This is a genomic window from Paenibacillus amylolyticus (assembly GCF_036894225.1).
In the GTDB taxonomy this organism is placed as follows: domain Bacteria; phylum Bacillota; class Bacilli; order Paenibacillales; family Paenibacillaceae; genus Paenibacillus; species Paenibacillus amylolyticus.
This window is the reverse complement of record NZ_CP145892.1, coordinates 2,207,885-2,215,755: the sequence shown is the minus strand read 5'-3', so window position 1 is coordinate 2,215,755 and position 7,871 is coordinate 2,207,885. Positions and strand designations below refer to the sequence as shown.

The window sequence follows — 7,871 nt, the reverse complement described above, 5'->3', positions numbered from 1 at the left end:
AATTTTGCGTTTCCTTTTGGATATACCGCTCACAAGAGAATCCCCCCTCCTTGTACACCACGTCAAATCCCCGCATTTTACAATAGTACACTCTATGCCCGGGACTAGCTTTGTGCGCCCCCTATTCAATATACCTATGAAACCTTCACAGTTAGTGATCAATCAATTACTTCTCTCTAAAAAATATATTCCCCTCTACTCCCCCTGCAACTCCAACTCCTTAATCGTCAACGCAATTCCTTCCTCAAAAGATGTTGCCACAACCGGGCCAATCCGTTCCTCATACTTCTGTCTACTCAGGATCAGGGGTTCCTCAGTCAGATATAACATTTCTACAATTTCTTTCATAACGGGTACACCTAGTCCAATCAAAGACAATCCCACTCTTCCTAACGCCATCACAGGTTTGCTTCTTCCCGCAGCCTTCCAATCGCACGATGTCATGACCCGAGATGATCCCCGATCCAGGAATGTTCCAATTCTGTCCATACGTCATCTCTCTGCTTGCCAGCTCCACCACCATGACCGCAGCATCCGGCAAATAAATATACTCTCTCGGCACGTTCATATTCCCGATAAAAAAAGCCATCTTTCCTTTTGCTATCGCTTCAAGGGTTGAACCCAGATAGGAAGCCTGATTGGCCGTTGGGCCATAATAGTCCGGCAAGCGAATAATCATCACCTGAGCTCTGCTCCATCTTGTGCTGAATAACATCTGTTCATAGGCAAGTCGTGTCTTGCCTTTGCGGGTATGTGGCTGCTTCGGATGTTCTTCCGTTACCTCGCTCATTTGTCTTCTGCCATAGAGATAGATTCCGTCTATAACAACCACGTTCAGACCCAAGTGTTCTGCCGCCGCCATCACGGATTCGCCCAGCGGAATTAGCCTGCTTTCCATCTCGTTATACGGGACATTCGCACAATGAAACATGACATCCGCTTCCTGGGAAGCAACGATAATATCCTCCGACCGAAATGCATCTCCAACTGCAATTAGCAGGTGATCCGGATATCCCAATTTTACCGCAAGTTGCTCCAACTTTTGACGGGAGCGCCCAAATGCGATCGTTGAAATCCCTCGTCTAATCAATTCCTCCGTAATTGCTGCACCTGTTCCACCTGTGGCTCCAATCACAATAACTTTTTTCATCGTAGATCGACCTCTTTCATCCATTTAGTTATTGATCAATCACTTACCTGAGAATAATATAAACTACAATTAGTGATTGATCAATAACTAAAATTCAAAAAGGGACTTTACCTCCCTCTCTATCGTTCCTTCAGCTCCGGCATATCCAGCGCATTAGATACATTACACAACATCCCGATTGCCAGAAAAATCATGGTTCTTTTTAGCGGTTCAGCAATTCCTGCAACGGTGAAAGCTTCCAGTACCATGGCTCTTACATCACTAATGCCTTTTTGCATAGCCTGACGAATGACTTCCTCCCGGATCGTTTGCGCCTGCATCTGAAGCAAGATCTCGCTCTTGTGCGATTCCAGAATCTTATCATAGGCTTCAATGAGATCATTCTCTAACTGATCTGGTGTCGCCATCTCCACCACAATTCGAAACGAATCAATCACCCGTGTCCATGAGACCTCAATTGCAGTTAATAATAAAGCTTCTTTTGTTTTGAAAAAACGAAATATATACGGCTGTGAGATCTGTGCCCGTTCAGCCACCTGGGCTGTAGTCGCACGATAATAGCCAATTTCCGCGAAGACGTCAATTGCTGCAGAGATAATATCATTTCGCCGGTTAACCGACGCTGCTTTATCCTTTGCCATGATAATTCCGCCCTCCAATAGTTAGTGATTAATTGATCAATAGCTTGAAGTATAACGAATACTATCCCTCAATGCAAAGGTATCGTGACCTTGTACAAAGCCAACAAACCCGCAGACGCTGGCTCAAGCCGCTGCAGGTTGTGTAACTTGTCGATCATAGATTCTATCCACTGGAAACCGAAGAGAACATGGTTTGTCTGAAACAGATTCGTACCATGCGGTACAAGAGTGTCTGTTCACTGCTGAAGAAGTTTACGCAATCGGGATTCCGAATCCAGCTTCGGACAACTGTCACAATACCCATGTGTATGACTTCCGTCTCCAACCAGATAAGCCAAACAACAATATCGGCGTAGCAGGAACGGAGGTCCCTGCCACCCGGAATGTTCGAAGCGCTGCAGCTCATTGGCAAATGTACATGCATTATCGTTTTGCCGATCCAGCCAGAGGCTTTGATCTTCTTGAATCTTTGCAAGCCGTTCATCTGTCTTCCAAATGCTCTGATCATTGATCATACGTGCATACAATTGTTGCACATTATGGGCAACCAGAGACCACATGACCTTATCGCTCGCTCTTGTAGCGACGGCTACCGCTCGCAGGACAGGTTCCAGATGTAGCAGCACTCTTTTCTTGAGCAAGCCACTCTCTGACCTGCGCTGAACAGGATCTTCACCCTCCAGAGAGGTTCTCTCCAGCAGAGTCTCATATCGCATGCCACCTGCACCATTCAATTCAAACCGCACATCATCGTCTGCAACGCTAAGTATAGTATCGTATAGACTGAATGCTGAAATTACGGACATCACGAATACGGAGTAACGTTTGGCAAAAAGTGTACCGACGGCCGCACTTCCTCTTCCGCCCAATTGAAGCCCTTGCTGCATAGCCTGTTCACGCAATATCAAGTTTCGTTTCTCTTCATTCAGCAGATCCTTCACACGGAAAGGATACTTGGAATCATCGCAGTCCACTTGGATCGTCGTCACAAAAAATTGCTGTAACACTTCCGACATCTCTGAATAATCATGTATTGGATAATGTCTCATCTATTGAATCATCTCTTCAACTTCGTTGATAATCTCGCTTCGCCCAATTGCTCCCCAGCCCTTAAACAACCAGAACGAATCTGTCGTATAGACCTGATCTGCACCAACAGCCGGTACTCCCTTCCAGAGTGAGCTTGCGTTGATGTTGTTTACATACTCATCGGCATTCGGGTCAATCTCCAGAACTACGAAATCAGCATCCACATCTGCAATTTTCTCCATGGACAAATCCTCACGTTGTTCGGCAGGTGTCACAGTCGTTGGCACAAATCCAAGATCATGATACAAAAGTGTGTTGGTTGGATGTCCTTTTGCCGCGTAAATTTGTAAGGTCTTCTCTCTTACACGCAGATAAGCCAACTTTTTTTGATCCAGTTGTTCGATCTTCGCTTTTAATTGCTTCGCCTGCTGCTCTACCTCGGCTATCTTTTCTTTTGCCAGATCCACTTTGTTGTACATCCCGGCAATGGTCAACAGATCCTGTGTCCAATATGTTGTATCATCAACAAAATCCAGCCATTCAGTACCAAGTACAATCGTCGGAGCGATTTTCTCCAACTGATCATACGTACTCTCCGCAGTTCGACTCTCAATAACGATGACATCCGGATCAATCTGAAGGATAGCCTCCAGGTTAGGACTGTCTGCAGACCCTACCGTTGGAATGCCGGCAAGCTGATCTGCAAAGTAAGGCAAATAATCTCCTCCGTAACGAACTTCTACATTAACGCCTGCTGGTTTCTCACCAATCGTCAACATGTGATCGATGTAAGCAGCAGATAATACCACCATACGCTCTATTTTTTGCGGTACAACCGTTGTTCCTTTAAGATGCTCAATCGTTTGCGTACCACTCTCTTCCACAGGTGTATCCTGTTGCGGAGGCGTTGCTTCTGTTATGCTACATGCCGTCAGAACGAGCACAAGCAGGGCCAACAGTATCATCGTTGTTGCTCTCTGTCTTACCATTTGTAGTAAATCCCCTCTACTATTTAATAATAATAATCATTATCACTATAGTAGGGAAAAGCATACAGGCTTACCATGGATTATTCCACTCTCTTCTCTTGCACAATATCACCGTAAGGTAACCCCAAGTTGCTCTGCCACATATCGCATGGCCCACATGCGTCCGGTGGGACCCAGCGTTTTGAAAAAAATATCTCCTGCATTATATACATGGCCTTCTTGAACAGCCTTTAATGCCAACCATTCACCGGATTGCTGTAATTGCCTCAGTTGAGCACGTGCCTCTTCTGTGGGATCGACCATTACAAACACATGATCCGCGTCGTATAACTGCAAATCGCAAACTTTGCTCTCTACAGCCCACTGTTGTTCAGGAAAATCACGAGGCAAATAAAATCCCAGATCATCATACAATAGGGCCCCTGTCTGGTTGTTCAATCCATACATTCGGTAGAAATGAGAAGTCACCCGGATGAACATAGCACTCTGTTTCCCCCACCTCGATTGAATGCGTCCTCGAAGAACCCGGCTCAGTTCAGCATGTTGTTCTATCCACTGTACAGCCTGTTCGGTGCGGCCCATAATGTCCGCCATATACAGAAGCCTCTCCCCAAAATGGTTGGTGTGCTCTAGCATGGTGGTAGGCGCGATACGGTTCAGGGAGTCATTTGGCTCCAAACGATCACTTGTAATGATCAGGTCCGGTTGGACTCGCCTCAAATCATCATAGTTCTGATTGAAGCTATCCAGAATAAGTCCCTGATGACTGTGTGCTTGAAGCGCAGGTATGGCAACATGACGAGCCACCCTCTGACCATAAGATAAAGCGGATACTGGCCTCAAACCAAGCGTTATCACATAATCGTCCAACCCGTAATACAAGGTGGCAATGCGATTCACTTTATTTTTCATATACAACGTTGGGGCGATTCCTTCGTTTTTCTTGAAAACTCTGCTGAAATAGTGCTCGTCCTTATAACCCACTTGCTCCGCAATTTCCTTGATTTTATCTGAAGAAAATAACAGCTGCTTGGCCTTTGCCATACGTAGTTTCAGGATATATTCAATCGGGGTCATATTTAATTGTCGTTTGAATGTTCTTATAAAATGATTCACACTGAGCCCTGCCATGCGGGCCATCTGATCAATTCGAATGTCTTCCCTATACTGATGCGTCATATAATCAAGTGCCAAATCCATCCCCGCTACAGGGGGTGTTGCTTCATTCACGTGCATCATTAACTGAATCAACAACTGATGCAAAAGATGTTTCCTGCGCGTCTTTTCCAGACTCGTAAACGAGTGTTTTCCACTCATCAGGGTATCCATCATCTCCTGAATATCACGTGTATTGGAAGGAACATTAAGCTTGCCCGTCACAGGGAGATCAAATGCCTCGGTATGCCAAGCATTCTTACGCCGGGTAAGTGTAACACAGGAAAATAAAATGATCTGATATCGGACAGGTGCTTCCATATCCGTCTGAAACTCCACATACATTCCTGGCTTCAACAAAAACCACTCGTCTTGAGATACCGTATGTACAATGTTATCCATAGACAAAGATCCCTTGCCAGCGATGACCCTGCAAATGGCGAACCTTTTCCAGATCCGACGCTGAACAGCCCCCGGATTGCTAAAGTAATGGCAGACGTGGACAGCAGAGAAATGTAGTCGCTCCAGTTGTTTGATCCAATCATTTTCCTCCATGCTCACGTCCCCTCCCTGTTTGGATCCGATTCTATGTGAACTGATTACACTCTATTTTTCAGCTCCCAATAGTAAATTCTTTATACTATCCAACTGCAACTCCAGTGAATAGGGATCTTCCATGATGAACTCATCCTCTGTACCATCCAAGGAACCATAGGTGTAGACTTGTCCTTTCTGCACAGCAGGCAGACGTTTCCAAACCTCGCTGTTCAGTATCTCTTTGGCGTCCTCACTACCCGAACCATATAAGAAGATATGATCTCCCATATACTCAGGCAGTACTTCAAGGGAGATCGTCTCGAATCCATCCTTCATTTCGAGTGCTTGCTGAGTTGGAGGCAGTTTCAGCATCTCATAGATCGTGGAACTACCATAGTTCCCGCCTTCTGCACCAAGTACATACAACGCTTTGTACCCTATTTGTATGATGGATACAGTCTCGCCTTCTTTAATTACACCAGCAATCTGCTTCTTAGTCTCTTCGATATTCTCTTCATATGTCGTGATCCATTGCTCTGCTTCCTTCTCTTTTCCAAAAACACCAGAAATCCGGCGCAGCTTTTCCAGTGGGCCAGAAGTTTTATCGCCTTCCCAATAAGGTAAAAAGACGGTCGTTGCAATTTTTTCGTAATCCTCAATATTTTTATCAATGGAACCGATGATGAGATCCGGCTCAAGTGACACTAACTTCTCCAGATTCATTGGGAACTCTCCTCCCAAATCCTCAATACCCGCTATAACATCAGCAGCAATGCCAGACTTTTCAATCCATCCTTCGTTCAGCATAAATGTTCTTACACCAACCGGTACAATGCCCAGTTTCAGCAAGTACCCCATATATTGATCTGAAGCAACACGCTGCGGATTGGCCGGGATTACCACATCTCCCCTCATTGTAGAGACGGTACGCGTCTCCGGCTGTGCAGTCGATTTCCCTGCCTCCGTTGCCTGGTTACCCGATTGTGTAGTAGCCGCATTGGTCTCTGTTTGCGTACCACTTGCAGACGGTGCTGGACTGGAACAGGCCGTGAGCAATAGCGTGAAACACAACAACATGCTTAGTGCTGTCATTTTGAATTTTCCTTGCATTATTAATTCCCCTCCAACATTCTTTTGATATTGATAATCAATATCATTATATAGATGGGAATGTAACGAATGAAGGGCATTTTCTTGCATTACACTGGGCAAATCTTGCTTGTTGTTCAATACCAATGGGTGTTTCGACTTGTTTAACCGTTGGCTTACTCCTTTTTTGTAGCGAATTGGAGAAAGCCCTTTTATTTTTTTGAAGCCGCGGCTCAGTGAATGTGCATCCGGATAGCCGATCTGTTCTGCAATCTGTTGCAGCGTTGCACTGGTATGCACCAGAAGATGTGCCGCCCTCTCCATTCGAATCTGTCCAAGATACTGGATGGGACTGATGTTTAACTTTTGTTTGAACAGCCTCGACAAGTGCCCCACACTGCATTCCATTGCTTCTGCCATTACGTCAAGAGCTATGGGCTCATGGAGATGAGCATTCATATATTCAATAGCCTGTGTGACCGTATCCGGTTTATGTGGCAGAATGGATTGTTCGTGTAAGTCTGTCAATAAAAGATATACCCATTGATGAAATAAAGTTTTGGCATGTAACTTTGCAAGCTTAGTAGACTGCTCCCACTCCTGCTTCAATTCCTCCATACACTGATACATGTGTAGCGGACGGGTTGGTACAAGTGCATATTGGTCCTGAAACGGACGTTCATGGTCCATCAGACACTGAATTTCCATCCCACAGGGCAAGGCTAGGATGGCTTTGTACAAAATCATATAATACGCCACGCCCGAATCCGTCTCCATGTTTAAATACGCCTGCTTGCCTCCATGAATGATGTGGAATCCCTCCACGATGTATCTGTGTTGATCCATTCGTATCCGTGCACTTCCGTCGGTGATATATAAATAGGTACTTGCTGGTAGTTGATAATTCTTCAACTTCTCCCCAGGATGCAAAGCGTTTTGGCGTACATCCAGTATTTTGACAAAAACATGATTCCACAACCTGATGTGATCATTCAAATTCATATCCGCTGTACTTTCCCTCCCGCCATATTACATCGACATACCTTCTTGCTGCTCTTATGACTGCCTGTAATTTTCGCTCATTATGTATATTTCATTTCATTATAAATCAATTGATAACAATTCTCAATAACATGCACAATCAATATTAACTTATCCATTTGGACAACATATTTGGACTGCAATGTATACGTAGCGGGATAATAACGCTAGAATCAGCAACATTTTCTAACCTGTTGCAAAATCATAAAAGGCATGATATATTAATTGAGCCATCAATGA

Annotated in this window: 5 protein-coding genes and 1 pseudogene; all 6 read right to left on the bottom strand. The window is 44.9% G+C overall.

Features of this window, described 5'->3' with window-relative positions; translation table 11 throughout:
• Window positions 1-195: 195 nt before the first annotated feature.
• A pseudogene (locus tag V6668_RS10060) lies at window positions 196-1,150 on the bottom strand (NAD-dependent epimerase/dehydratase family protein).
• 119 nt (window positions 1,151-1,269) lie between these two features.
• The gene (locus V6668_RS10055) at window positions 1,270-1,791 is read right to left on the bottom strand and encodes a TetR/AcrR family transcriptional regulator (RefSeq protein WP_036670036.1); all 522 of its coding nucleotides are present in this window, start codon (window positions 1,789-1,791) and stop codon (window positions 1,270-1,272) included.
• Window positions 1,792-2,027: 236 nt separating this feature from the next.
• A complete protein-coding gene (locus V6668_RS10050) occupies window positions 2,028-2,840 on the bottom strand; it encodes a (2Fe-2S)-binding protein (protein ID WP_101313374.1) in 813 nt (270 codons plus the stop codon).
• Window positions 2,841-3,809, bottom strand: coding sequence for an ABC transporter substrate-binding protein (locus tag V6668_RS10045; protein ID WP_338708312.1), 969 nt, complete (start codon window positions 3,807-3,809; stop codon window positions 2,841-2,843).
• Between the two features lie 108 nt (window positions 3,810-3,917).
• On the bottom strand, window positions 3,918-5,519 hold the full coding sequence (locus tag V6668_RS10040) for a helix-turn-helix domain-containing protein (RefSeq protein WP_338708311.1): 1,602 nt from the start codon (window positions 5,517-5,519) through the stop codon (window positions 3,918-3,920).
• A 51-nt stretch (window positions 5,520-5,570) separates the two neighbouring features.
• Window positions 5,571-7,592: an AraC family transcriptional regulator gene (locus V6668_RS10035; RefSeq protein WP_338708310.1), complete on the bottom strand. Its 2,022-nt coding sequence runs from the start codon at window positions 7,590-7,592 to the stop codon at window positions 5,571-5,573.
• Between the last annotated feature and the right edge of the window lie 279 nt (window positions 7,593-7,871).

What these genes read in the sequence shown, in the direction of transcription:
- V6668_RS10055 (WP_036670036.1), bottom strand. Translation starts at nt 1,791, where the DNA reads ATGGCAAAGGATAAAGCAGCGTCGGTTAACCGGCGAAATGATATTATC.
- V6668_RS10050 (WP_101313374.1), bottom strand. Translation starts at nt 2,840, where the DNA reads ATGAGACATTATCCAATACATGATTATTCAGAGATGTCGGAAGTGTTA.
- V6668_RS10045 (WP_338708312.1), bottom strand. Translation starts at nt 3,809, where the DNA reads ATGGTAAGACAGAGAGCAACAACGATGATACTGTTGGCCCTGCTTGTG.
- V6668_RS10040 (WP_338708311.1), bottom strand. Translation starts at nt 5,519, where the DNA reads ATGGAGGAAAATGATTGGATCAAACAACTGGAGCGACTACATTTCTCT.
- V6668_RS10035 (WP_338708310.1), bottom strand. Translation starts at nt 7,592, where the DNA reads ATGAATTTGAATGATCACATCAGGTTGTGGAATCATGTTTTTGTCAAA.